Here is a 22,363-nt window from a genome sequence, read left to right on the forward strand (position 1 = left end):
GTTTTGGCTTGGCTCACTATTTGTTTTTACGGTTCCCACAATGACTGGCGTCTAATCTGATTCTTTAATCAGGTGCCAAAACGACAGACTGTCATCCGGCAATTACGCCGTGGTGTTATTTATTTAGGGTCGGAATGTTCGGCCTTCGTGAATGCACCGATTCATTACAGATGACAGGTTGACTATGAAAAAAATGCTTGGTGTGACAGTGGGGACTCTTTGCCTGGTCGCGAGTATCGGGGCTCATGCAACGAATGTTGCTGAACTGATTGTACGCGGGACTATCAAACCGGTGGCTTGCAACCTTAGCCTCGCCGGTGGCGGCATCGTTGATTACCAGACAATTCCCGCCGCAAGCTTGTCGCCGACGCAGTTCACTTCTCTTGCAGCGAAAACGGTCGGCTTGAGCATCAGTTGCGGCCAAACCCCAGCGCAGTTCCGAGTGGCACTGAGTGACCTGCAATCCGCCAGCAAGGTGACAGGCATCCTCGGTACCGGGTTCACCGAGGCGCAGAACTACGGCCTGGGTCTCGCCAATAGCAAGCGTACCGGTGGGTACTCCGTCACCCTCAAAAATCTGCAATCGTCCAGCGGGACCCTGAGCCCTATCATGCGCAGCAGCTCGGGCGCTGCCTGGCAGAGCAGTGACGGTAAAGTCGCCCAATCACCCGCCCAGTATTCGTGGCGTAGCGGTACCAGTGTGGTACCTGCATCCGTCACCAGTCTTACGGGCACACTTGAAGTGAAAGCCGTTATCAACCGCACACAGGATTTGGACCTGACCCGCGATGTAACGTTGGATGGTCGCACCAGCCTGTCAGTGGATTACATCTAAGTACGTCATTAACGGCCGACATTAACGCAAAGGTACTTATCTATCTCTGTTAAATGTCGGCTGTTTTAACGTGTGCGTTTATTGGTGTTTGATTTTATGGCCGTGGGGAAAATCGGTGAATGTTCTATCAATAATGGTTGTGTCGTTGCTGCGCTATATAAGCTTGTGCCTCTTTTGGTGTGGTTTGGCAGTCGCAGACGGAATGCAACCCGAAACAACCGTTGTCATTCTTAATGAAGAAGAGGGTGAGGCAACGCTTAATGTTAAAAATACCGACCCTGGCCCTGCGTTGCTCCATTCGGTCATACAAAACATACCCGAAGACCTGGAACCCTTGTTGATCGTAACGCCCCCGATTACTCGGGTCGAAGCGGGCGACACCCAACTTGTTCGCTTCATCAGTACCACGAAGAAACCGCTCAAGACCCAGCGCCTGAAACGGGTTTCCTTTGAAGGTATCCCCGAGGCACGTGCACCCGGCGGTGCGACCATTGGTATCACCCTGCGCCAGAGCCTGCCCTTGATCCTGCACCCTAAAGGCTTGCCCAGGCATGACGCGCCCTGGCAGTTGCTGACATGGAAGCGTGAAGGGGATCAGTTGAGGGTCCACAACAACAGCGCTTACGTCGTACGCCTGGGGATGGAAGTACAACTGCATCCGCAGGCAAGCGTTGCAACGTTGCCGCGAACCTACATCCTCCCGGGCGAAGTGCTGACGCTTGCGTCGGCAGGCCCGGTGGCGGGCGTGGTGGCCGTGGGGATTCAACCGGCCACGGTCTACGGGTTTACGGTGGATACCTACCGCGCACCCGTTACGGCTGATGCGGATTGACGCGCCTATGAAGAAGAGCAGGCATACCCGTCGCTCTGCCAATAGCGTGCCGAGCAATGTTTCCCAAGCGCGTTCCAGGATTCTGCTGGGGCTTGCGACGCTGTGGAGTCTGCCCGGTACCAGCGTAGCGGTCGGGCTGGGGGAAGGTTTTGATCTGGCTGCGTTGACCTCCCTTGGCATTGATCCACAGGTGTCGGAATACTTTCGTAGCGCCGCGCGCTTTCGCGAAGGTGTCCATGTGGTCGGGCTGCGAGTCAATGGCACCCCGCTGGGGTTGGTTGATGCACGTTTCGATTACCAGGGCCAGTTGTGCTTCACCCCTGCGTTACTGGCAAAGGCCGGTCTGGTCACCCCGTCCAGGGTTCTGCGCGAGGGCATTACCCCTGACCAGGCCTGCCATGACTTCGTCGGGGAATACCCGGCGACCATGGTGCGGCTACGCCCCAGCAGCGATGAGATCACCCTGGTGGTGCCCACGCAGTCCCTGCGCGAGCCCGAGTGGGAGACCGGGAATTTTTCCCAGGGGGGCGCGGCAGCCCTCTTTAACTACGACATATTGGGTTTCGATACCCACTCGCGCGGTGGGCCAAGTCGCTTCGTATCGGCCTATACCGAGGCGGGTTTCAACCTGGGTAATTGGATTGTCCGCAGCCGCCAGTTTTATGTGTCCGACAATGGCAAGACGCGCACCGAGCAGGTGAATGCTTATGCCCAGCGTGATATCGCGGCGTTGCAGTCGACCTTCCAGGTGGGGCAGATTTCCAGCAACAACCCGATATTTGGCGGTGTGCAACTGACGGGCTTGCAGTTCTCCCCGGATGGCCAGCAGCGCACCGGCGCGGGCGACAGCAACGTCGTGGTGGAAGGGCTGGCTCAAAGCCAGTCTCGGGTCGAAGTCCGCCAATCGGGCGCATTGATCCACTCCACCCTGGTGCCGGAAGGTCCGTTCAGGCTCACCGGTTTGCCATTGCTGAACAGCACCAGCGACCTTGACGTGAGCGTGATTGACGTGCGTGGGGCCAAGCGCAGTTTCGTGGTGCCCGCTGCTTCCTTTCGTGGTGGGGCGCCGGTGGAGCCGGGGTACTATTTTTCCCTCGGCAAGGTGCGTGAGACGTCCCTCGACAACCGGGAGTCCCCTGTGGTCGCCATGGGCAGCGGCACCTGGGGATTGGGCCAGCGATCATCGTTGGGCTTCGGTCTGCTGAGTACCGATGAGTACCAGTCGGCAGGCGGCTCCCTGAGCAGTGTATTTTTCCACCAGGTGACCGTGGGTGTGCGGCATAACCTGTCCCGTGATGCTCAAGATGAGGTGGGAGGCGCACGTAGCACGCTGTCTTTGGGGACTCCGTTATTTGCCAACCTTGATATCAACCTGAGTGCCTCGGCACAGAGCCGCGGCTACCGGGAAGTACTGGACGCCGGCCAGGCGTCGCGAGGGTACGATCTGGATGCGCGTTTCAAGCGCCAGTACACGGCAGGTTTGAGCTGGGCGGACCCGTCCCTGGGCGGTTTCTCCCTCGGCTTCACACGTAACTCGCAATTTGACGGGCACTCCAACGATCACCTCTTTGCCTCGTGGAACAACACCTTCAACGGCGTGGGGGTAGCCCTGATCGCCGACGCTCAGGTAGGTGCGACCGAGCCTCGGCGCCTGGACCCGGTTCGGGGCGGTCGCCGTGACGAGCGGCTGGACGAGGGCACGTCTGTCCGGCTGCAGGTCACGGTGCCGCTCGGCGATGATCGGCGTGTGAGCGCTTACGTCAGTCGTCGAGGTGACCGGCTGGATGCCGGCACCGCCCTCAGCGAGCGGGTCAACGACTATGTGAACTACGAGGTCGGTGTTGATCGGGACCTGAAAGAACGAGAGCAAAGCGTGCGTGGCCGTGTGGACATCTTGCCGCTCTATACCCGCGTGAGCCTGGGCGTCGATCGTGACCCGTCGAACACCAACTATTCCGGCCAACTGCAAGGCGGCATCGTGGCCCATGAGCACGGCGTGACCTTCTCGCCGTATGCGGTGCAGGACACCTTTGGCATTGTCTCGGTGGGCGATATCGGTGCGGCAAAGGTCTCGACGCCCCAAGGACCGGTATGGACCGATTTCAGTGGCCAGGCCGTGATCCCCGGGCTGCAGGCTTACAGCAACAACCATCTGCAGGTGCAGACCCAGTCGCTGCCCAAGCGCGTCGACTTGAAGAACGGGACCAAGGTGCTCGCCGCTGGTCGGGGTTCAGTCAATATTCTCAACTTTGATGTGGTGAAAGTCCGTCGCCTGTTGCTTGAAGCTCAGGATGAACAAGGTCGGCCCTTGCCTCAAGGGGCTGCTGTGTTTGGCCAGGACAACAACTTTGTAACCAGCGTGGTGGGTGAGGGCATGATTTTCCTCAGCAACATCGATGGGCCGCAAACCCTGAAGGTTTCATTGCCGGATTCGCAATCCTGCCTGCTGCAAGTCAACCCGGAGCAAGAGCCTGACGATGACCAACTCTACGAAACCGCACCCGTGGTATGCCATGTTCGCTGAACGGATGGACGGCCCGCGTGCCGCTGGCGTGTGTCTGGTGGTCGTCGCTCTGCTGGTGAACCAGGCGCGGGCTGAAGACTGCCGGATGACCTTGAGCGAGCCCCGGGTCGATTACGGGGTGATTCGTCCCTCGCAAACGTCGTCCGGTCGCTCGACACTGAGGCTGGATACGCAGCGTACGCTGCACCTGAGCGTGCTCTGCGCCAACCCGGCGGCAATGGCATTGCGCTTCAGTGGTGCGCCTACCGATGCCCAGGGTTTTCAGTTTGGCCGGCAAGGACGCTTCATGTTGAGCCTGAGGCGGGCTCAGGTCGACGGCAGGCCGGTGGCGTGGCAACCCGATGAAACGGCTGACGGGCGGCTGTTACCTGGCCGCACATTGGTGGCGAGCGCAGCCGGTGTGCCAGTGACGGGCCGCCGGTTGACGGCCCAGGTAGAGATTGAGGTTCACTTGCCCGCCGATGCCCTCTCGGTGCGGCGGGAGGTGCTGCTGGAGGGGCATGGCCAATTCGAACTGGTCAGTCCTACTGTTCCGTAGAGCCGATGAAGTTGGCCAGTTCGGCCGTTTGCGGGTTGGCGAACAGCTGCTTGGGGTCACCCACTTCATGCACCTTGCCCTGGTGCATGAACACCAGCTTATCGCCGACTTCCCGCGCGAAGCGCATTTCGTGGGTCACCATGATCAGGGTCATGCCGTCCTTGGCCAGTTGGCGCACCACGCTGAGCACTTCGTTGACCAGTTCCGGGTCGAGGGCCGAGGTGATTTCGTCGCACAGCAACACCTTGGGCGACATCGCCAGCGCGCGGGCAATCGCCACGCGTTGTTGCTGGCCGCCGGACAGGCGATCGGGGAAGGCGTCGAATTTCTCGCCCAGCCCCACGCGTTCGAGCATTTGCCTGGCCAATTGGGCGGCCTTGGCCTTGGGCACCTTCTGCACCACTTGTGGCGCAAGCATGACGTTTTCGCCGACAGTCAGGTGCGGGAACAGGTTGAACTGCTGGAACACCATGCCGACTTTCTGCCGCAGGCTGCGCAGGTCGGCGCGGGCGGCGTCCAGGTATTCGCCATCGACTTCGATCACGCCGTCGTTGATGGATTCCAGGCCGTTGAGGGTTCGCAGCAAAGTGGACTTGCCCGAGCCGCTGCGGCCGATGATCGCCACCACCTGGCCCTCTTCAACGGTCAGGTCGATGCCCTTGAGTACGTGGTGATCGCCGTAATACTTATGCAGGGCGGAAATTCTAAGCAGAGGCATGCAGTCTCCTTTCCAGGTAGCGCGCACTGAGGGACAAGGGGTAGCAGAGCAAAAAGTAACCAAGGGCCACCAGGCCGTAGACCATGAAGGGCTCGAAGGTGGCGTTGGCGAGCATGCCGCCGGTCTTGGTCAGTTCGGTAAAGCCTATGATCGAAGTCACGGCGGTGCCTTTGACGACTTGCACCGAGAAGCCCACCGTTGGCGCCACGGCAATTCGCAGCGCCTGGGGAAGGATCACGTAGCGCAGTTGCTCCAGTGGGTTAAGCGCCAGGCTGGCCGACGCTTCCCATTGCCCATGGGCAATGGAGTCGACGCAGCCGCGCCAGATTTCGGCCAGGTAGGCGCTGGTAAACAGGGTCAGGGCAATGGCCGCCGCCAGCCAGGGCGAGATATCCACGCCGAGCAGGGCAATGCCGAAAAACACCAGGAACAGCTGCATCAGCAGCGGTGTGCCCTGGAACAGTTCGATATAGGTGCGCGCCACGTTGCGCGAGAAGGCTTTGCGGCTGATGCGCATCGTCATCACCAGCAAACCGATCACGCCGCCACCAACAAACGCCACCAGCGACAGCAGGAGTGTCCATTGCAGGCCGGTGGCCAGGTTACGCACGATGTCCCAAAAGGAAAAATCACTCATCGGCTGTTCCTCATCACGAAGCGTCGACCGATCCAATTGAGCAACTGGCGAATCATCAGCGCCATGCACAGGTACACCAGGGTGGTCAGGGCATAGGTTTCGAACGCACGGAAGTTACGCGACTGGATAAAGTTGGCGGCAAAGCTCAGCTCCTCGGTGGCGATCTGGGAACACACCGCCGAACCGAGCATCACGATGATGATCTGGCTGCTCAGCGCCGGCCACACCTTGCCCAGCGCCGGCAGCAGCACCACATGACGGAAGGCTTCGAAACGCGTCATGGCCAGTGCGGCGGCGGCTTCCAGTTGCCCGCGGGGAATGGCTTGGATGCCGGCGCGGATGATCTCGGTGGAGTAGGCCCCCAAGTTGATCACCATCGCCAGCACAGCGGCTTGCCACTCGGTAATTTTCAGCCCCAATGACGGCAGGCCGAAGAAGATGAAGAACAGCTGCACCAGGAACGGTGTGTTGCGAATCAACTCGACATACACACCGAAGCACCAGGCGAAGGGCTGGATCTTCCACGCCCTCACCACCGCTCCGACGGTGCCCAGGGCTACCCCCAGGATCGCACCGATCGCTGTCAGCTCAAGGGTGAACAGTGCGCCGCGCAGCAGCAGGTCGGTATTGGCCAGCACCGGCACAAAGTCGAATTGATAGGCCATGGGTAAGCTCCGCCTTAGAGATCAGCAGGCAATGGTTCTTTGAGCCACTGCATCGCGTTCTTTTCCAGGCTGCCGTCGGCCTTGGCCGCAACCAGGATCTGATTGACCTTCTCCAGCAGGGCGGGCTCGTTCTTGTTCACGCCCACGTACACGGGGGAATCCTTGAGCTTCACCTTCAACGCCGGCACGCGTTTCGGGTTGCGCTCGCTGATCGCCACCATCACCACGTTACCGCTGGCAATCAGGTCGACCTGGCCGGCCAGGTAGGCGGCGATGGTCGAGTTGTTGTCTTCGAAGCGTTTGATCGTGGCTTCCTTGGGCGCGACGGCGGTCAGCTCGATGTCTTCAATGGCGCCACGGGTCACGCTGATGGTCTTGCCCTTGAGGTCGTCGACGCTGCTGATGGCGGCATCAGGCGGACCGAACACGGCCAGGTAGAACGGCGCGTAGGCCTTGGAAAAATCGATGACCTTTTCGCGCTCGGGGTTCTTGCCCAGGCTGGAAATCACCAGGTCGACCTTGCCGGTGGTGAGGAACGGAATACGGTTGGTGCTGTTCACCGGGGTCAGCTCCAGCTTGACCTTGAGCTGGTCGGCCAACAGCTTGGCGGTGTCGATGTCGAGGCCGCGAGGCTTCATGTCAGGGCCGACCGAGCCGAACGGCGGGAAGTCCTGGGGCACGGCGACCTTTAGGGTGCCACGGGCAACGATGTCGTCCAGACCATTGGCCTGGGCGGGTGCCTGGCTCAGCATCAGGCTGGCGAACAGGGCAGTAAGCAGGGCGCTGTAGCGCTTGGTCATGGCAACTCTCCGAGAAGGGCGAAGGGATTTTCTGGATTTGCCCAGTGCACAGCCCATGCCAGTACCGCTCAGATCGTCTGTAAGGCTGGTGTTTATTGAGCCGAGGTGGTCTTACTGGTCTGAACAGTTGTCGGGCTTTTCGCACCCTTTTCGAGCGCTGGCAGAATCGGGCGAGCGCCTTTGGGGCGTGGCTTGCCGCCTGCCGCGAATAGCTTTACAACTAGCCGCTCAGTTGACTGGAACCTTGAGTTTTTTATGAATTCCATCGCCCAAGCCGTACCGGAAGCGGCCCTGCAGGCCATCCGCAAACTGATCAAGGAGCAAGGCTTCGGGCCGGGCGATGCGTTGCCGTCCCAGCGTGACCTGGCCGTGCAGTTGGGCGTGAGCCGGGCGTCGTTGCGCGAGGCGTTGTCGTCACTGAGTGCCTTGGGAGTGGTGAGTGTGCAGCCTGGCAAGGGGGTGTTCGTGCAAGCGCCTGAGGAATCGCCAGGGTTTGCCTGGCCGTTCGCGGCGCAGGCCACGCCGCTGGATATCTTCCAGTTGCGCTACGCCCTTGAGGGGTTTGCGGCGGGGCTGGCGGCGGTCACGTTGACGACGGATGAACTGGACCGCCTGGAAGACAACGTCGAAGCGATGCGCAAGGTGCTCAAGGTCGGCGACTTTGAAGCCGCCGCGCGGCTGGACTTTGAATTTCACCAACGCATCCTGCTGGCCAGCGGTAACCAAGCCATGGTGAGTATCCTGAGCGCCAGCGCCGAGGTGTTCCTGGAGAGCCAGAAACTACCGTTCATCCGGCCGGAGCGGGCCATGGAAACCTGGCAGGAGCACCGCAAGATCCTGCGTGCCCTGGCCCGGCGCGCCAGTGCGGCGGCGCAGAAAACCATGCAGGAACACGTGCGCAATGCGGCGTTGCGCACGGGCATCGCCTTCGTGACTCCCGTAACGCCGTGAGTTGGGCTATACGCAAACTCATGCGCCACCATAGCAAGACTCAATCAGAGGCGGCTTCCTGAACGGGGGAAGGGCGGCTATGATGGGCCACGTTTTTTTTGCTTACAATCCGGAGACATCCATGAGCAACGATCTTATCAAGCACGTCACCGACGCGACCTTTGAGGCCGAAGTACTCAAGGCTGCTGGCCCGGTGCTGGTTGACTACTGGGCTGAATGGTGCGGCCCTTGCAAAATGATCGCTCCAGTCCTGGACGACATTGCGACCACCTACGAAGGCAAGTTGACCATTGCCAAGCTGAACATCGACGACAACCAGGAAACCCCGGCCAAGCATGGCGTGCGTGGTATTCCTACGCTGATGCTGTTCAAGAACGGCAACGTCGAAGCCACTAAAGTAGGCGCGCTGTCGAAGTCTCAGCTGCAAGCTTTCCTCGACGCGAACATCTAAGCGTCGTCAAAAAAGCCCCGCAAATAGCGGGGCTTTTTCGTGAAACAGGGCTAGACGCTCCCAAACTCAGGTGGTACATTCGGCCCCGCACTGGTTTCTCCACTGCCCCCTGCAAGCCGTCGCCGACGCATTCCTTTTCGATTAGTACGCGATCCTGTCGCCTTCTCTGCGGCGCGGCCTCATTAAGCCAAAAGCTTAATTTCCCCCCTCCATAAATGATTACGTCATTCCTATATGAATCTGACTGAACTCAAGCAAAAGCCGATTACCGACCTGCTCCAACTGGCCGAAGAAATGGGCATAGAAAATATGGCCCGTTCGCGCAAGCAGGACGTGATTTTCTCCCTGCTGAAAAAGCACGCGAAAAGCGGCGAGGAAATCTCCGGTGATGGCGTGCTGGAGATTCTCCAGGACGGCTTCGGCTTCCTCCGCTCTGCAGACGCCTCCTATCTCGCCGGCCCAGACGATATCTACGTCTCGCCGAGCCAGATCCGTCGCTTCAACTTGCGCACCGGCGACACCATTGTTGGCAAGATCCGCCCTCCGAAGGAAGGCGAGCGTTATTTCGCCCTGCTCAAGGTCGACACGATCAACTTCGATCGTCCCGAGAACGCGAAAAACAAGATTCTCTTCGAGAACCTGACGCCGCTGTTCCCGACCGTGCGCATGAAGATGGAAGCCGGTAACGGTTCCACCGAAGACTTGACCGGCCGTGTCATCGACCTGTGTGCCCCGATCGGCAAAGGCCAACGTGGCCTGATCGTCGCACCGCCAAAGGCCGGTAAGACCATCATGCTGCAGAACATTGCAGCGAACATCGCACGTAACAATCCTGAAGTTCACCTGATCGTGCTGTTGATCGATGAGCGTCCGGAAGAAGTGACCGAAATGCAGCGCACTGTGCGCGGCGAAGTGGTTGCCTCCACGTTCGATGAACCGCCAACCCGCCACGTGCAGGTTGCCGAAATGGTGATCGAGAAGGCCAAGCGCCTGGTCGAACACAAGAAGGACGTGGTGATCCTGCTCGACTCCATCACCCGTCTGGCCCGCGCCTATAACACCGTGATCCCGAGCTCCGGCAAGGTATTGACCGGTGGTGTCGATGCCCACGCCCTGGAGAAACCGAAGCGTTTCTTCGGCGCCGCGCGGAACATTGAGGAAGGCGGCTCGCTGACCATTATCGCCACCGCACTGGTTGAAACCGGTTCGAAGATGGACGAAGTGATCTACGAAGAGTTCAAGGGTACCGGCAACATGGAACTGCCCCTGGACCGTCGCATCGCGGAAAAACGCGTGTTCCCGGCGATCAACATCAACCGTTCCGGTACCCGCCGCGAAGAGTTGCTGACTGCCGATGACGAACTGCAGCGTATGTGGATCCTGCGCAAGCTGCTGCACCCGATGGACGAAGTCGCTGCCATCGAGTTCTTGATCGACAAGCTGAAAACCACCAAGACCAACGATGAGTTCTTCTTGTCGATGAAGCGTAAGTAAAACCACGTTTCAGGTCCGAAAAAATGGCGCCCTCAGGGGCGCCATTTTTTTTGTGTCGAAAAGGGGAGGTTTGAGTGCCTCAAGTGTCAGTTAAGAAACAAAAATAGGTGAGTGCGGCTACGCTCATCCCCATTCGTATCTGGCTGACCATTGTTTATGACCGTTCTTGCTTATCGAAGAGACATCGACGGCCTGCGTGCCATTGCTGTCCTGGCAGTCGTGCTGTTCCATTTTGGCGTTCCAGGCGTCACTGGCGGTTTTGTCGGCGTCGATGTGTTTTTCGTGATTTCCGGTTTTCTGATCACCTCGATCATCTGGCGCGAACGTCAGGCCGGGCGTTTCAGTTTCGTGGAGTTCTGGGCGCGCCGTGCCCGGCGTATTCTGCCGGCGCTGTTTGTGATGATGGCGGCGACGCTGGTGGTGGGTTGGTTCCTGCTGGCGCCCAAGGACTACGAAGCGTTGGGGCGCTCGGCGCACTATCAGGCGACCTTCAGCTCCAACCTGCTGTTTGCACGCCAGCACGGTTATTTTGATGCGGCCTCCGACATCAAGCCGTTACTGCATACCTGGTCGTTGGCAGTGGAAGAGCAGTTCTACATTGTCTTTCCGCTGTTGCTGACCCTGCTTTCAAGCCGTTTGAAACACTGGCGGCTGGCGTTGCTGGGTGTGTTGCTGGTGTCATTCGGCATGAGCGTCTGGGCGGTCACGCATCAGCCGCAAAAAGCGTTCTATCTGCTGCACCTGCGTGCCTGGGAGTTACTCGCCGGGGCCATGCTGGCGGTGATGCCCCTGCGTGACTGGCGCGCCCCGCCCGCCCTGGCCCAAGGGATCAGCCTGGTCTCCCTGGCGTTGATCCTGATTGCCGTGTTCGGTTTCGATCGACACACGCCGTTTCCTGGTGCTGCCGCGTTGCTGCCGGTGCTGGGCGTGGTCGGGTTGATCTGGGCCAACGGGCAGCAACACACCTGGGTCGGGCGCTTGTTGAGCTCTCGGGTGATGGTGGGCGTGGGGCTCATTTCATATTCCTGGTACCTGTGGCACTGGCCGGTGTTCGTGTACGCCAACTATGCGGCGGTGGACGGTTTGAGCCCGTTTGAGTTGGCGGGCCTGATGCTGGTGAGCCTGGTGCTGGGCTATCTGTCCTGGCGATTCGTGGAGGCACCGTTTCGCGAAAAGCGCTTGCTGGCGGGCCGCAAGGCGATCCTGGCGGCGGGTCTCGCCGGGATCCTGTGCCTTGGTTTTACCGGTTTGGCGTTGCGTGAAGCCAAAGGGGTGCCCTGGCGCCTGTCCGAACAGGCGCTGCGTTATGCCCAGGCGAAAACATGGAGCCCGGCGTTGATGGCGTGCATGGCCGACAAAAACACGCCGGATGAACGCCTGTTTTGCCACTTCGGTCCCAAAAACAGCTCAGTGTCCGCGCTGGTCTGGGGTGACAGCCATGCCACCGCATTGATTCCGGCACTCGAGGACGGCGCCAAACGTCACGATATCAGCCTGGTGCAGGCGAGCTTCGCTGGCTGCATGCCGTTGGATGGCCTGGAGAATATTGCCCGTTGCGCGCATTTCAACCAGCGGGTCGAGAAAGCCATGGCCGAACAGCCGTTCAGCGATGTAGTGCTGGTGGCGCGCTGGAGCCTGTACCTCTATGGGCAAATGTCAGGGGACAAAGAGCATGCGCTCAAAGACCCCGCCACCGGCAACTACGTACGCGCCGTGGCTGAAGAGCGCTTCGCCCAGGGCCTGCGCGAGCGCATTAAAGGGCTGCGCGCCGCCGGGCATCGGGTGTGGCTGGTCAAGGAGGTGCCGTTGCAGGAAATCATTGTGCCGTACCGCCTCAGTCGCCTGGCCATGATGCACCGTCCGGTGGACAAGGAAGGGCTGCCCGTGGAGGAACATATGAAGCGCCAGGCCTTTATCACTCAGTTGTTTGACGAACTGGCGGCGGCCGACAGCGGCGTGACCGTGTTGGACCCCGCGCCCCTGCTGTGTGGCGCCGATGGCCTGTGCCGGGTCGAGCTCAATGGTCGCGCGTTGTACACCGACGACAACCACCTCTCTGACGTGGGCGCGCGGCACATCGAGGCCTTCCTGGAACCGCTGTTCAGTTCCTTGCAATCACGGCGGCTGACGGCCAATTAAGCTGCCAGCTGCCTTCAGAGCAGGTAGGATGTACGCCTATTTTACGGGTGGCATGGTTAATGAAATTCAAGGATCTTCGGGATTTCGTGCAGCAACTTGAGCAGCGCGGAGAGTTGAAACGTATCCAGACGCCGATTTCCCCGGTGCTGGAAATGACTGAGATTTGCGACCGTACCCTGCGCAACAAGGGCCCGGCGCTGCTGTTCGAGAACCCGACCGGCTTTGATATCCCGGTGCTGGGCAACCTCTTCGGTACCCCCGAGCGCGTGGCTTTTGGCATGGGCGCCGAGTCGGTCAGCGAGCTTCGCGAGATCGGCAAGTTGCTGGCCTTCCTCAAGGAGCCCGAGCCACCCAAGGGGCTGAAGGATGCCTGGTCGAAGCTGCCGATCTTCCGCAAGATCATTGCCATGGCCCCCAAGGTGGTCAAGGACGCGGTGTGCCAGGAAGTGGTCATCGAAGGCGATGATGTCGACCTCGCCATGCTGCCGGTACAGACCTGCTGGCCCGGCGACGTCGGCCCGCTGATCACCTGGGGCCTGACCGTCACCAAAGGCCCGAACAAGGATCGCCAGAACCTCGGTATCTACCGCCAGCAAGTGATCGGCCGCAATAAGGTGATCATGCGCTGGCTGAGCCACCGTGGCGGTGCCTTGGACTTCCGCGAGTGGTGCGAAAAACACCCTGGTAAACCGTTCCCGGTCTCCGTGGCCCTGGGTGCCGACCCGGCCACCATCCTCGGGGCCGTGACCCCGGTGCCTGACAGCCTGTCCGAATACGCTTTCGCTGGCCTGTTGCGCGGCAACCGTACCGAGCTGGTGAAGTGCCGCGGCAACGACCTGCAAGTGCCGGCGACTGCTGAAATCATCCTCGAAGGCGTGATTCATCCCGGCGAAATGGCGGATGAAGGCCCTTACGGCGACCACACCGGCTACTACAACGAAGTCGACAGCTTCCCGGTGTTCACCGTCGAGCGCATCACCCATCGGATCAAACCGATCTACCACAGCACCTACACCGGCCGTCCGCCGGATGAGCCGGCCATTCTCGGCGTGGCGCTCAACGAAGTGTTCGTGCCGATCCTGCAGAAGCAATTCCCGGAGATCACCGACTTCTACCTGCCGCCGGAAGGCTGCTCGTACCGTATGGCCATCGTGACCATGAAGAAGTCGTACCCCGGTCATGCCAAGCGGGTAATGCTCGGTGTGTGGTCGTTTTTGCGACAGTTCATGTACACCAAGTTCGTTATTGTCACCGACGACGACATCAATGCCCGCGACTGGAACGACGTGATCTGGGCCATCACCACGCGCATGGACCCCAAGCGCGACACGGTGATGATCGACAACACGCCGATCGACTACCTCGACTTCGCGTCGCCCGTGTCTGGCCTGGGGTCGAAGATGGGCCTGGACGCTACCCACAAATGGCCGGGTGAAACCACCCGCGAGTGGGGCAGAGTGATCGTCAAGGATGAAGCCGTCACCGCGCGTGTTGATGCGATCTGGAAAGAATTGGGAATAGATTGATGCGTGTAACCCTGCAACCTTCCGGCGCTGTGCTGGAGCTGGTCCCTGGCGAGCGAATCCTCGAAGGTGCGCGCCGCCTGGGCTACGAATGCCCCCAGGCCTGCCGCAACGGCGTGTGCCATGTGTGCGCGGCGCTGTTGGTGGAAGGCCGCGTGCAGCAAGCCGGTGAGGTGCGTGACCACGGCGAGTTCTACACCTGCATCGCTGAACCGCTGGAAGACTGCATTGTGTTGTGGGATGGCGTGCTGGCGCCGGGAGAGTTGCCGTTGCGCAAGTTGTCGTGCCAATTGAGTGAATGTGTAGAGGTCGGTGGCGACGTGTGGCGTGTGCGCCTGCGGGCGCCAGCCGGCAAGGCGGTGCGTTACCACGCCGGGCAATACTTGATGATCGAGCGGGAGAATGGCGAGAAGTCGGCGTTTTCCCTGGCGTCGGCGCCCCATGCCGGGCGCGAGCTGGAGCTGCATGTGCTGGCCCGCGAGGACAGCGCGCGTAGCTTGCTGGAGCAACTGCAGCGCAATCAGATGGCCCGTGTGGAGCTGCCGTTCGGCGACACCCATTTGGCCGAGTTGCCGGATGGGCCGCTGGTGTTGATCGCCGCCGGCACCGGCATGGCGCAGATGCATAGCCTGATCGAACATTGTCGCGCGTCCGGCTTCAAGCACCCGGTGCACCTGTACTGGGGCGTGCGTCGCCCGGAAGATTTCTACCAGATAGAACACTGGGACCAGTGGCTGCAACTGCCCAACCTGTTCCTGCACAAAGTCGTCAGTGACTTGTGCGGCTGGGAAGGGCGCTGCGGGTTGCTGCACGAAGCGGTGTGCGAAGACATCACCGACCTCAAGTCGGTGCACGTCTACGCCAGCGGTTCACCGGCGATGATCTACGGCACCCTGGATGCCCTGGTCGAGGCCGGTATGGATGCGCACCAGATGCGTGCCGATGTGTTTGCCTACGCGCCACGGCCCTGAGCCGGGCAAAACATCACGGTTGCATGCCGATCAAATTGTGCGGGCTTGCTGTGGCGAGCACGCTGGCTTGCGCTGGGGGGCGAAGCGCCGCCCAAAGAGCCGGCTCCAGCTGCGCTGTCGAACGGGAGCAAGCTCCCTCGCCCCAGTAAGCCCGCTACCACGCTGGACGGTGCCTGCTTAGAATCGCAATCCCGTCGTCACCATCGCCGCATTGAACCCCAGCAACACCAACTCCGCCGCCACCGGCCCGTAATGCGTGCCCACGGACGGAATGATCACCGGCGCCACGCCGAAACGATTCAACGGGATCTTGTCGCGGTACTTGCCGCGATAACCTTGGATCGCCCCGCCTGTCAGCTTCAAATACACCGGATAGTCGGCCATGTCATAGCGCTTGCCCGCATAGGCGTAGTACGAGCGTTGGCGGAACGAGTTGCGGAACGTCGCCCCGCCGTACACAAAACCGGATGCTTCGTTGCGCTCCAGGCCGATCAGATCCTGGTTGTTGTTGTGGTCCGGGTCGGGCGCGAAGTGCCGCGTGTAGACGCTGGTCTGTGCATACCAGAAGCCTTTGTCGTCCTCGGTAGCGGATGTTTCGCCCGCCAGTGCGGTGGTGGCCTGGGCCAGCAGCAACAGGCCAGGCAGTCGGAATTTCTTCATGGGTGCGACCTCGGTAGTCGATTATTGGGCGGCTAGGTGGGTCGTGATGTGTGCGTTATTTTGAGGGTTTGGCACGTTCCCAGGCTGAACCGGGGCTGAAAGTAGCGAGATTGGCGCGCTCAATCCTGATGAATGGGCGGTTTTGCTTATGCATTCGCTTATTCTTTAAAGGTATTTAATTTGTTTCATAAATATCATTAGGCTATATATCAACGGACTACCGAACACTCACAACAACCAATCACTGACCGCCACCGCCCGCCAGCCGGACCGATCGTACGAACTCAGAGCACGACGTTCTGGTTTTTGATTCAAGGGGAGCGGTATGGGGAGCTACAAGCAACACGCGCTGTACACGGCGATTTTGTCGGCCAATTTGCTGACCGCTGTGGGTTTCAATCCCGTCTTTGCGGCCGAAACGTCCGCCACCGATACACCCAAGCTCGACACTGTGATCGTCACCGGTACCCGCGCCCAGGAGCGTACGGCCAGTGCTTCGCTGTCACCGATCGATGTGATTTCCGGAGATACCTTGCGCAGCACGGGTTCCGATGAGTTGGGCGCGGTGTTGGCGCGGCTGATTCCGTCGATCAATTTCCCACGCCCAAGCCTGGTGGACGGCGCCGAACTGGTGCGTCCTGCGCAATTGCGCGGCCTGTCGCCGGATCAGGTGCTGGTGCTGGTCAATGGCAAACGTCGCCACACCAGCGCCTTCGTCAACCTGGGTGGGGCGGTGGGCCGTGGCTCTGCACCGGCGGACTTGAACGCGATCCCGCTGTCGGCGGTGGACCATATCGAAGTGCTGCGCGACGGCGCGTCCGCCCGCTATGGCTCCGATGCGATTGCCGGGGTGATCAACGTGATCCTCAAGCACGCCGACCAGGGCGGCTCGATCTCCACCAAGTTCGGCGAGTACAAGAAGGGCGACGGTATCCAGCGTAATGTCAGCGGCAATACCGGCCTGGCGCTGGGCGACAACGGCTTTATCAACCTGTCGGCCGAAGGCGCCGATAACGATTACACCAACCGCGCCGGCAATGATTACCGCCCAGCCAGCATCGGTTCCACCACCTACGGCCAGCGCGTGTTCCGCCAGGGCGAGCCGGCCACCGATGAAGGCAAATTCCAGTTCAACTCGGAATATGCCTTCAACGATGCCGCCGAGTTCTACAGCTTCGGTGGCTACAGCAAACGGCGCGGGGAGACGGCAGCGTTTTACCGGGCGAGCAACGCCTCCAACAACATCGCGGCACTCAACCCCAACGGCTACCTGCCGCTGATCAAGGGCAACCTGGAAGACACCTCGCTGGTGGTGGGCCTGCGTGGGCTATTGGCCTACGACTGGCATTACGACCTGTCGGCCAACTACGGCAAGAACCAGTACGAGCTGGGCACCGAAACCATCAACACGTCCCTGGGCCTGGCCACGCCGCGCAAGTTCAACAACGGCACCCTGAGCAACGATCAGAAGCAGATCAGCCTGGACCTGTCGCGTGAGTTCGACGTGGGCTTCCTGCCTTACCCGGTCTCCGTGGCCTTTGGTGGCGAATACCTGCACCAGGGTTACGAGATCGAAGCGGGTGAGCCGGCGTCCTACTTCCAGACCGGCAGCTCCGGCCTGGGCGGTTTCCGCGACGCCGACGCCGGTACGAGCACACGGCATAACTGGGCGCAGTACCTGGACCTGGAAACCAATTTCACCGAAAAACTCAGCGCCTCCGCCGCCGTGCGCCATGAGGACTACAGCGACTTCGGTTCCAACGTCAGTGGCTCGCTGTCGGCCCGCTACGACTTCACCCCGCAGGTGGCCTTGCGCGGCAGTATTTCCAATGGTTTCCGCGCGCCGTCCCTGGCCCAGCAGAACTTTGCCTACACCTCATCGCAACTGATCGGCAGTACCGTCCAGGAAGCGGGCACCTTCCCGGCCAACAGCCAGGTGGCTCGCTTGCTCGGCGCCGAAGACCTCAAGGCTGAAAAGTCGCGCAACTACAGCCTCGGCCTGGTGCTGGAGCCTGCCGATGACCTGACCGTGACGCTCGATGTGTACCGTATCGACATCCGCGACCGCATCAGCCTGTCGTCAAACCTGAACCTCAACCCGGCGGCGATTGCCTACCTGCAAGCCAATGGCGTGGGCAACATCAACTACACCAGCGCCCGCTACTTCACCAACGCGACCGACACCAGCACCGACGGTGTCGACCTCGTGGCCAACTATCGCTACCAGTTCGATAACGGTATCCGCTGGAACAGCACCGTGGGCTATAACTACAACCACACCAAAGTCACCGACGTAAAAGCCAACCCGGCGATTCTCGACAGCCTGGGTGTGAACCTGTTGCGCGTGGACCGTCGCGAGCGTATCGGTTTGCTCGGCGATACCACGCCACAACACAAGCTGAGCCTGGGTAACGACTTCACGTTCGGCCGTTGGGCGCTGCACAGCAACCTGGTGCGCTATGGTGAATTCACCAGCTACCAGGCAGACAAGGTCAATGACCAGACCTTCAAGGCGGCCTGGGTGCTGGACCTGTCGGCAGACTACAAGCTGAAGAACTGGACCTTCACCCTGGGCGGCGACAACGTCACTGATAAGTACCCGGAGAAGGTCAACGCCTTCGCCAGCAGTGGTGGCAATTTGGCCTATAGCACTTTTTCGCCGTACGGTTACAGCGGCGCGTTCTATTACGGTAAAGTTGCCTATAACTGGTAAGAGCACAGGAGACCTAAGCGATTTGCCATGACCGCCATTGAAACCGATCTTTTGCAATTGGCTTACCCTCCGCGACTCGATCTTGGGCCGCAACTCACTCACGAACAATTGATGAGCTCGATGCAAGCCACCATGGCTCGGCATAAGGGTGGGCCGGTCTGGCTGTTTGCGTATGGTTCGCTGATCTGGCGGCCTGAATGCTCGTCGACTGAGCGCGTGCGGGCGCGGGTTCACGGTTATCACCGGGGCCTGTACCTGTGGTCTCACGAGCATCGGGGCACGCCGGAGTTGCCGGGGCTGGTGTTTGGTCTGGACCGTGGAGGCTCTTGCAGTGGGTTCGCTTACCGCTTGCCGGAAGATCAGCTGGAGGCCTCGCTGTATGCCCTGTGGCAGCGCGAGATGCCTTACCCCTCCTATCGGCCGCACTGGCTCAGTTGCCGTCTTGAGGATGGCAGTACCGTGCAGGCGCTCGGGTTTGTATTGGAGCGACACCTGCCCAGCTACGCCGGCAACCTGCCCGACATCGTGCTGAACCATGTGTTGCAAAGCGCTTGCGGGCGTTACGGCACCACTCGCGATTATGTCGAGCAGACCGTCAACGCCCTGCGTAGCCACGCCATGCCAGATAAAAACCTGGAGGCGCGGCTCAAGCGTTGTGCAAAGGATTGCTCAGGCGATTAACGCGCCGAGCTGACGCTGTTGGTGTGCCACAGCGTGGGGATCAGGAAGGCGATCGCCAATACGCACGCGCCAATCAGCAGCACAAAACCACCGTCCCAGCCGAAATGGTCCACGGTGTAGCCCATGGCCGCGCTCGCCGCCACCGAACCGCCCAGGTAACCGAACAGACCGGTGAAACCTGCCGCGGTGCCGGCGGCTTTCTTCGGTGCCAGTTCCAGCGCCTGCAGGCCGATCAACATCACCGGGCCGTAGATCAGGAAGCCGATGGACACCAGCGCGATCATGTCGACCATCGGGTTGCCCGGCGGGTTGAGCCAGTACACCAGGGTCGCCACGGTCACCAGCGCCATGAACACGATACCGGTCAGGCCACGGTTGCCACGGAAGATCTTGTCCGACATCCAGCCGCACAGCAGCGTGCCTGGGATACCCGCCCATTCGTAGAAGAAGTACGCCCAGGATGATTTATCGACCGTGAAGTGCTTGGCTTCCTTGAGGTAGGTCGGTGCCCAATCCAGTACGCCGTAGCGCAGCAGGTAGACGAAGACGTTGGCGAAGGCGATGTACCACAGCATTTTATTGCGCAGCACGTACTTGACGAAAATTTCCTTGGCGCTGAATTCGTCTTCGTGGCTGGCGTCGTAGCCTTCCGGGTAATCGTTCTTGTATTTCTCAATCGGCGGCAGGCCGACCGACTGCGGCGTGTCGCGCATGGTGATGAAGGCAAACGCCGCCACTGCCAAGGCCACTGTCGCCGGTACATAGAACGCCGCATGCCAGTCGTTGAACCAGGCCATGCCCAGCAGGAACAGCGGGCCGATCAGGCCGCCGCCGACGTTATGCGCCACGTTCCACACCGACACCACGCCACCGCGTTCTTTCTGCGACCACCAGTGCACCATGGTGCGTCCGCTCGGCGGCCAGCCCATGCCCTGGGCCCAGCCATTGATGAACAGCAAAATGAACATCATGGTCACGCTGGACGTCGCCCAAGGTGCGAAACCGAAAATGAACATCACCCCTGCTGAAACCAACAGGCCGAAGGGCAGGAAATAGCGCGGGTTCGAGCGGTCGGACACCAGGCCCATGAGGAATTTGGACAGGCCGTAGGCAATCGCGATGGCGGACATCGCCAGGCCCAGTTCACCACGGGTGTAACCCTCGTCGATCAGGTACGGCATGGCGAGGGAGAAGTTTTTGCGCAGCAGGTAGTACCCGGCGTAACCGAAGAAAATACCGGCGAAGATCTGCCAGCGCAGGCGTCGGTAGGTACTGTCTATTTTTTCTTCAGGCAGGGGCGCCTGATGTGCGGCAGGACGAAAGAAAGCAAACATTCAAGGGCTCCAGATTTCTTGTTTTGACTGCGGATGCGAATGTTACAGTTTCGTTACCGAAAATAGCATCGCCTCTTAGTGGCAAACACAGGAAATGAGCGCAATTGCATGTTCTCTTATGAACATGTCGCTAATAGATAAGTGCGGGTCGTGGTTGAGTTCTTCAGGATGATGGAGACCCAAATGTGGGAGGGGGTTTGCGCCCGATAGCGGTGGCTCAGTCGACAGATTCAGTGACTGACACCCTGCAATCGGGAGCAAGCCCCCTTCCACCTGTGAGCGCATTTCACATCGCTCAGCGCGTTTGGACGACGACCTTGCCCACCGCCCTGCGCTGCCCCAGGTCATTGATCGCCTGGGCGGCTTGTTCCAGCGGATACACCTGCGACACCAACGGCTTCAACTTGCCCTCGGCGTACCAGCCGAACAATTGCTGGAAATTCGCCGCATTGTCCTGCGGCTGCCGCTGGGCAAATGAACCCCAGAACACCCCCACCACCGCCGCACCCTTGAGCAGCGCCAGGTTCACCGGCAGCTCCGGGATGCGCCCGCTGGCAAACCCCACCACCAGCAAGCGGCCGTTCCAGGCGATGGCGCGGATGGCTTGGTCAAACAGGTCGCCCCCCACCGGGTCGTAGATCACATCGGCACCGTTGCCGTCGGTCAGGCGCTTGATCTCGTCTTTCAGGCTGGTTTCGCTGTAGTTGACCAGCTCATCGGCGCCGGCGGCCTTCGCCACCGCCAGTTTGTCGGCGCTGCTGGCGGCAGCGATCACCCGTGCGCCCATGGCCTTGCCGATTTCCACGGCGGCCAGGCCCACGCCTCCGGAGGCGCCCAGGACCAACAGGGTTTCGCCGGGTTGCAGGTTGGCCCGTTGTTTCAGCGCGTGCATGGACGTGCCGTAGGTCATGCTGAACGCGGCGGCCGTGTTGAAGTCCATGCTCGGCGGGATCGGCAGCACGTTATAGCCCGGCACCGCGACCTGTTCGGCAAAGCTGCCCCAGCCGGTCAGCGCCATGACCCGGTCACCGACTTTGAGGTGGCTGACTTTTTCGCCCACTTCACTGACCACGCCCGCCGCTTCGCCACCCGGCGAGAACGGGAAGGGCGGCTTGAACTGGTACTTGCCCTCGATAATCAGGGTGTCCGGGAAGTTGACCCCGGCGGCATGCACGTCCAGCAGGATTTCGTTCTTCTTGATCGCCGGGCTGGCGATCTCTTCCAGCACCAGGGTTTCGGCGGGGCCGAAGGCTTTGCACAGCACAGCTTTCATCGGACTATTCCTTTTGGCGTCGTGGCCGATAAGTGTAGGAGGGTATGCCCCTGGGTCAACGAGCATGCCCGGGCCTGATAAGTCGCCATAAGCTTGTGCTCTGCCTTGCTAGCGTTATGCTACCCGGCAACCGAATGTGAGGAATGAACTGTGAAAGCGTGGATCCTATTGATGCTGGCCCTGACCTTGCCGATGGCAGCCCAGGCCGAAGAGGCCAAAGAAGGCGAGGCGCCGAAAGTCAGCTATATCAGCCTGAGCCCGCCGTTCGTGGGTAACTATGGCCTGGATGGCACGGCGAAGCTCAAGGTGTTCAAGGCCGACATCGCCCTGCGCGTGACCGGCACCGAGGCGGCAGCACTGGTCAAAGCCAATGATCCATTGATCCGCAACCAGCTGGTGGCACTGTTCACCCAGCAGACCAACGAGGCCATGAGCACCGTTGAAGGCAAGGAAAAGCTGCGCCAGGAAGCGTTGAAGCAAACCCAGCAAGTGATGAACGACGAGACGGGCAAGCCGGTGGTGGAAGACCTGTTGTTCAACAACCTGATCATCCAATAAGTCGCTACGCGACTATCGGGGGCAAGCCCCCTCCCACAGTTGGAATGCGATCAAATGTGGGAGGGG

20 protein-coding genes are annotated in these 22,363 nt (G+C 60.4%); 13 read left to right on the forward strand and 7 right to left on the reverse strand.

Annotation, left to right across the window (positions count from 1 at the left end; genetic code table 11):
* Positions 1-184 precede the first annotated feature (184 nt).
* From AC3ZU9_RS20245 to AC3ZU9_RS20260, 4 genes are all read left to right on the forward strand, one after another.
* Positions 185-835: a DUF1120 domain-containing protein gene (locus AC3ZU9_RS20245; RefSeq protein WP_490091230.1), complete on the forward strand. Its 651-nt coding sequence runs from the start codon at positions 185-187 to the stop codon at positions 833-835.
* A gap of 133 nt (positions 836-968) precedes the next feature.
* A complete protein-coding gene (locus AC3ZU9_RS20250; protein ID WP_080943257.1) occupies positions 969-1,667 on the forward strand; it encodes a fimbria/pilus chaperone family protein in 699 nt (232 codons plus the stop codon).
* Between the two features lie 7 nt (positions 1,668-1,674).
* Positions 1,675-4,191, forward strand: coding sequence for a fimbria/pilus outer membrane usher protein (locus AC3ZU9_RS20255; RefSeq protein WP_052308691.1), 2,517 nt, complete (start codon positions 1,675-1,677; stop codon positions 4,189-4,191).
* Between the two features lie 4 nt (positions 4,192-4,195).
* Positions 4,196-4,729 carry a DUF1120 domain-containing protein gene (locus AC3ZU9_RS20260; RefSeq protein WP_490091239.1) on the forward strand — a complete coding sequence of 178 codons (534 nt, stop codon included), beginning with the start codon at positions 4,196-4,198 and terminating at the stop codon, positions 4,727-4,729.
* On the opposite strand, the gene AC3ZU9_RS20265 is transcribed toward AC3ZU9_RS20260, so the two are convergent.
* Genes AC3ZU9_RS20265 through AC3ZU9_RS20280 form a run of 4 tightly spaced genes read right to left on the reverse strand, consistent with a single transcriptional unit; the run spans position 4,716 to position 7,549 of the window.
* Positions 4,716-5,447: an amino acid ABC transporter ATP-binding protein gene (locus tag AC3ZU9_RS20265; RefSeq protein ID WP_046034888.1), complete on the reverse strand. Its 732-nt coding sequence runs from the start codon at positions 5,445-5,447 to the stop codon at positions 4,716-4,718. The genes AC3ZU9_RS20260 and AC3ZU9_RS20265 overlap by 14 nt on opposite strands.
* Positions 5,434-6,084, reverse strand: a complete 651-nt coding sequence (locus tag AC3ZU9_RS20270; protein WP_490091231.1) for an amino acid ABC transporter permease — start codon at positions 6,082-6,084, stop codon at positions 5,434-5,436. The genes AC3ZU9_RS20265 and AC3ZU9_RS20270 overlap by 14 nt, the downstream gene beginning before the upstream one ends.
* Positions 6,081-6,749 carry an amino acid ABC transporter permease gene (locus AC3ZU9_RS20275; RefSeq protein ID WP_010207407.1) on the reverse strand — a complete coding sequence of 223 codons (669 nt, stop codon included), beginning with the start codon at positions 6,747-6,749 and terminating at the stop codon, positions 6,081-6,083. The genes AC3ZU9_RS20270 and AC3ZU9_RS20275 overlap by 4 nt, the downstream gene beginning before the upstream one ends.
* 14 nt (positions 6,750-6,763) lie before the next feature.
* A complete protein-coding gene (locus AC3ZU9_RS20280; protein ID WP_015886462.1) occupies positions 6,764-7,549 on the reverse strand; it encodes a transporter substrate-binding domain-containing protein in 786 nt (261 codons plus the stop codon).
* A 255-nt stretch (positions 7,550-7,804) separates the two neighbouring features.
* On the opposite strand from AC3ZU9_RS20280, the gene AC3ZU9_RS20285 reads away from it, so the two are divergent.
* From AC3ZU9_RS20285 to AC3ZU9_RS20310, 6 genes are all read left to right on the forward strand, one after another.
* Positions 7,805-8,500 carry a FadR/GntR family transcriptional regulator gene (locus AC3ZU9_RS20285; protein ID WP_015886461.1) on the forward strand — a complete coding sequence of 232 codons (696 nt, stop codon included), beginning with the start codon at positions 7,805-7,807 and terminating at the stop codon, positions 8,498-8,500.
* A gap of 121 nt (positions 8,501-8,621) precedes the next feature.
* Positions 8,622-8,951 carry a thioredoxin TrxA gene (gene trxA, locus AC3ZU9_RS20290; RefSeq protein WP_015886460.1) on the forward strand — a complete coding sequence of 110 codons (330 nt, stop codon included), beginning with the start codon at positions 8,622-8,624 and terminating at the stop codon, positions 8,949-8,951.
* Between the two features lie 234 nt (positions 8,952-9,185).
* On the forward strand, positions 9,186-10,445 hold the full coding sequence (gene rho / locus AC3ZU9_RS20295; RefSeq protein ID WP_003176825.1) for a transcription termination factor Rho: 1,260 nt from the start codon (positions 9,186-9,188) through the stop codon (positions 10,443-10,445).
* Positions 10,446-10,601: 156 nt separating this feature from the next.
* Complete coding sequence (locus AC3ZU9_RS20300) at positions 10,602-12,584, forward strand: acyltransferase family protein (RefSeq protein ID WP_093542614.1); 1,983 nt, start codon at positions 10,602-10,604, stop codon at positions 12,582-12,584.
* Between the two features lie 59 nt (positions 12,585-12,643).
* The gene (gene ubiD / locus AC3ZU9_RS20305) at positions 12,644-14,110 is read left to right on the forward strand and encodes a 4-hydroxy-3-polyprenylbenzoate decarboxylase (RefSeq protein WP_490091232.1); all 1,467 of its coding nucleotides are present in this window, start codon (positions 12,644-12,646) and stop codon (positions 14,108-14,110) included.
* Entirely contained in the window at positions 14,110-15,078 is a 969-nt protein-coding gene (locus AC3ZU9_RS20310) for a CDP-6-deoxy-delta-3,4-glucoseen reductase (RefSeq protein WP_015886457.1), read from the forward strand. The genes ubiD and AC3ZU9_RS20310 overlap by 1 nt, the downstream gene beginning before the upstream one ends.
* A gap of 177 nt (positions 15,079-15,255) precedes the next feature.
* Here the strand turns inward: AC3ZU9_RS20310 and AC3ZU9_RS20315 are convergent, their stop codons facing one another.
* The gene (locus tag AC3ZU9_RS20315; protein ID WP_015886456.1) at positions 15,256-15,738 is read right to left on the reverse strand and encodes a hypothetical protein; all 483 of its coding nucleotides are present in this window, start codon (positions 15,736-15,738) and stop codon (positions 15,256-15,258) included.
* 325 nt (positions 15,739-16,063) lie between these two features.
* Between AC3ZU9_RS20315 and AC3ZU9_RS20320 the strand changes: the two genes are divergently transcribed.
* Both AC3ZU9_RS20320 and AC3ZU9_RS20325 read left to right on the forward strand, forming a co-directional pair.
* Positions 16,064-18,451, forward strand: a complete 2,388-nt coding sequence (locus AC3ZU9_RS20320; protein ID WP_093542609.1) for a TonB-dependent receptor plug domain-containing protein — start codon at positions 16,064-16,066, stop codon at positions 18,449-18,451.
* A gap of 27 nt (positions 18,452-18,478) precedes the next feature.
* Positions 18,479-19,132, forward strand: coding sequence for a gamma-glutamylcyclotransferase (locus tag AC3ZU9_RS20325; protein ID WP_015886454.1), 654 nt, complete (start codon positions 18,479-18,481; stop codon positions 19,130-19,132).
* Here AC3ZU9_RS20325 and glpT read toward each other — a convergent pair.
* Positions 19,129-20,466 carry a glycerol-3-phosphate transporter gene (glpT, locus tag AC3ZU9_RS20330; protein ID WP_015886453.1) on the reverse strand — a complete coding sequence of 446 codons (1,338 nt, stop codon included), beginning with the start codon at positions 20,464-20,466 and terminating at the stop codon, positions 19,129-19,131. The two genes, AC3ZU9_RS20325 and glpT, sit on opposite strands and share 4 nt — an antisense overlap.
* A 295-nt stretch (positions 20,467-20,761) precedes the next feature.
* Positions 20,762-21,739 carry an NADPH:quinone oxidoreductase family protein gene (locus AC3ZU9_RS20335; protein ID WP_490091233.1) on the reverse strand — a complete coding sequence of 326 codons (978 nt, stop codon included), beginning with the start codon at positions 21,737-21,739 and terminating at the stop codon, positions 20,762-20,764.
* Positions 21,740-21,889: 150 nt separating this feature from the next.
* Here AC3ZU9_RS20335 and AC3ZU9_RS20340 point away from each other — a divergent pair, with 150 nt between their 5' ends.
* Positions 21,890-22,297, forward strand: coding sequence for a flagellar basal body-associated protein FliL (locus tag AC3ZU9_RS20340; RefSeq protein WP_015886451.1), 408 nt, complete (start codon positions 21,890-21,892; stop codon positions 22,295-22,297).
* Positions 22,298-22,363 lie beyond the last annotated feature (66 nt).

It is taken from the genome of Pseudomonas sp. A39 (assembly GCF_058145955.1).